The organism is Mesorhizobium sp. M7A.F.Ca.AU.002.02.1.1, assembly GCF_003998535.1.
Lineage (GTDB): Bacteria > Pseudomonadota > Alphaproteobacteria > Rhizobiales > Rhizobiaceae > Mesorhizobium > Mesorhizobium ciceri.
This window is the reverse complement of sequence record NZ_RZPB01000750.1, coordinates 1-2,915: the sequence shown is the minus strand read 5'-3', so window position 1 is coordinate 2,915 and position 2,915 is coordinate 1. Positions and strand designations below refer to the sequence as shown.

Below are 2,915 nucleotides of genomic sequence, written 5' to 3'. Positions count from 1 at the left end.
TGCCATCCTTGCGTGCCCCGGTCACGGTGCGGCCGAGCCCGATGATCCGGCGCTCTCCCGTCGTCAGGTAGCGAAGCAGATAGGCGTCATGCTCGTCGCGGTAGGGCGAGGGCATCAGCATTTTCACGTTTTGACCGATGACTTCGCCTGACTGGTAGCCGAACAGCGTTTCGGCAGCGGTGCTGAAGGATTGAATCCCACCCTGCTCGTCGATGACGACCATCGCGTCCGGCACTGTTGCCAGGATCGACCGCAAATGGTCCTCACGCAGCCGAAGTGCTGCATTTGCAAAGGAGAGTTCGCTGACATCAGTACCTTCAATGAAGATCGCGGTGATCCGGCCATCGTCAGCCTTGACTGGCTGATAAACAAAATCAAGGATGCGCTCTTCGACCGGGCCGTCGGCTATGTTGCGAAGGCCGACCTTCACCCCGTGGCCAATGTAGGGCTCGCCGGTCATGTACACATGGTCCAGATGTTCGAAAAACCCATTCCCTTCGAGCTCGGGAAAGGCGTCCCGCACTGACTTTCCAATCACTTGCCTGTGGCCAGTCAATCGCTGGTAGGCGGCATTGGTCAGCTCGAAAATGTGACCTGGCTCGCGCAGCAGCGCTATAAAGCCTGGTGCCTGATCGAACATTTGAGACAACAATGATTTCAGTGTCGTCCCGCCGGGTGACAAACTGAGTGCTTCGTCTTTGATCACCTGAAGTTCCTGGGTTCGACGGTGCTACCGGGGCTAACTATCACTTCTCGCCGCACACGCAAAACGGATCGAGCCGAGGTTTTCGAACGCAGATGCAGTTGCCGGCCTTTGATGCGCATCAAGGCATTGGACGCTGTCGAATGCAATTCATCCCGCATTCCATCGTTCAGCGAAAGGCGCCCGCAATGTCTTACAAGTCGATCATCGTCAACCTCGCCATCGATGCGCCTCCCGCACCTATTGTAAAGCTGGGGATCGAGCTCGCGGAACGGTTTGGCGCCCGTCTCATCGGTCTGGCGGCTGCGGATGTTCCGCCCTTGGTCGCGACCGGCGACGGTATGGTCTACGAAGGCGAGGTCATGCAGATCCAGCACACCGAAATCGAAAAGCGGCTTGCCGAATTACGCGCCGAGTTCGAGAGGCTGCTTCCTGCATCGATCTTTAGCGAATGGGGCCAAGCTGTTTGCAGCCCAACCCGTTTCCTGAGCATTTCGGCTCGATCCGCCGATCTTATTGTCACCGGCAGCGAGAAGGGGGGAAATGTCTTCCGTGCAGTGGACGTCGGCAGTCTGGTACTTGGTATTGGGCGGCCAGTCCTGGTTGCCGCGAGCAATGTCGAGCCTGTCATGGCAAAAACCGTTCTTGTTGCCTGGAAGGACACCAGGGAAGCGCGGCGGGCGATAGCAGATGCGTTGCCCCTTCTGGCCACGGCCAACGAAGTCGTTATTGCCACAATGGATACCGACCGCGACAAGAGTATCCGCGACAGCCTTGCCGACGTCGCGGTCTTTCTCGAACATCACGGCATCATGGCAGGAACTGAGCTGATCGCCGGCGACCCAGACGGCGACAGGTTGCTGACTTTTGCGCGGTCGATCCATGCGGACCTGATCGTCTCGGGTGCCTATGGGCACAGCCGTCTGCGGGAATGGGCGTTCGGCGGGATAACCCGCTCGCTGATTGAGGAAAGCGGCATCAACCGCTTCATGTCGTATTGATGGGTGGACGCCCCAGCAGCCGAGTACGCGGCGGGGGGGCCAGGAACTTCACTCTACCCCTTTCGCCGCCTTGGCCCGGCGACGGCTCCGTCGGTTGATCGAGATCAAGTCGTCGGCTGCCTGCATGGCTATGAGTCTCATAAGGCAGGAGTGACCAAGATGAGCTTTCTCTACTACCTGATTTCAGTCGACGCCAGGGTCGCGTTGATGGGTCGCATGATACGCAAGCTGGGTGTCGACAGGCAGTTGAAAGTGGTGGCGGACCATGCAGCCGTCACCGATCGTGCGGTCAACCGCTGCCGATCCTGCGGCCATCAGGACGAATGCTCGACTTGGCTCGACCAAAACGAGCAAGCCGATGCTCCGCCAGACTATTGCCGCAACCGCGACCTGATCGCACGGCTACAACATGTGGCCGGACAGCGTTAGAACGTCGGGCGGCCAAGCACACATTTCGCCCCGGGAAATGGTGGTGCTAGCCCTTGGCTACGAGACCAGGATGACGGACAACGGCTCGGCGCAAAACAGATTGTCCTCAACGCCTTTAACGCCGGCTGCATTTTCGGCCGCGACGATTGCTGCCCGGCGCTCGCGCTCGTCGAAGATGGCGCCGTTCAGTTTTACGATCCCTTTGTCGACAGTGACATTGATCAGCTCATTTCGAGCCCATTTCTGCGCTGCAAGCTCCGCGACGATGCTCTGGCGTATCTGTTCGTTGTCAATGGCCATCGGGGTTGAGGCTGGCTGCATGTCAAGTAACGCACGAAGAAGATCGGAACGGGCAATCATTCCGACAACTTTATCGCCGTCGACGATCGGGACGCGTTTGATGCGGTGATGCGTCATCAACTCGACGACCTCGGCAAGCGATGCATTGGGGGATGCCGTGACGACGCTGTCGGTCATCACCTCTTCGATCCGCCGTCCGTTGGCGAGGACATATTCTTCGGCAACTCGTCCCGGGCTGACAAGAAACTCCAGCCAGCGTGGGCGCTTGCGCTGAGTGCCCAGCTCTTCACGGCGCAGGAGATCACCCTCGCTGATAATGCCCACCAGCGCGCCGTCACGGCGAATGACGGGAAGCCCGCTGATCTTGCTGGAGAGCATCAATCCGGCTGCATCGGCGATCGACGCAGACGGATCAATTGCAACGACCGCTGTGGTCATTATGGTTTTGGCTTGCATGCCAACCTCCTCAGATACTTTATCCC

The 2,915-nt window shown here is 58.8% G+C and carries 4 protein-coding genes; 2 read left to right on the top strand and 2 right to left on the bottom strand.

The window, feature by feature from the left end; genetic code table 11:
• The coding region (locus EN879_RS30625; RefSeq protein ID WP_127274466.1) for a PAS domain S-box protein at window positions 1-706 on the bottom strand (706 nt) is incomplete at its 3' end.
• Between the two features lie 185 nt (window positions 707-891).
• Between EN879_RS30625 and EN879_RS30620 the strand changes: the two genes are divergently transcribed.
• Both EN879_RS30620 and EN879_RS30615 read left to right on the top strand, forming a co-directional pair.
• Window positions 892-1,704, top strand: a complete 813-nt coding sequence (locus EN879_RS30620) for a universal stress protein (RefSeq protein ID WP_024505310.1) — start codon at window positions 892-894, stop codon at window positions 1,702-1,704.
• Between the two features lie 159 nt (window positions 1,705-1,863).
• Window positions 1,864-2,133, top strand: a complete 270-nt coding sequence (locus EN879_RS30615; protein WP_063170490.1) for a DUF6455 family protein — start codon at window positions 1,864-1,866, stop codon at window positions 2,131-2,133.
• Window positions 2,134-2,190: 57 nt separating this feature from the next.
• On the opposite strand, the gene EN879_RS30610 is transcribed toward EN879_RS30615, so the two are convergent.
• On the bottom strand, window positions 2,191-2,915 hold a 725-nt coding region (locus tag EN879_RS30610), incomplete at its 5' end, for a CBS domain-containing protein (RefSeq protein ID WP_348631508.1).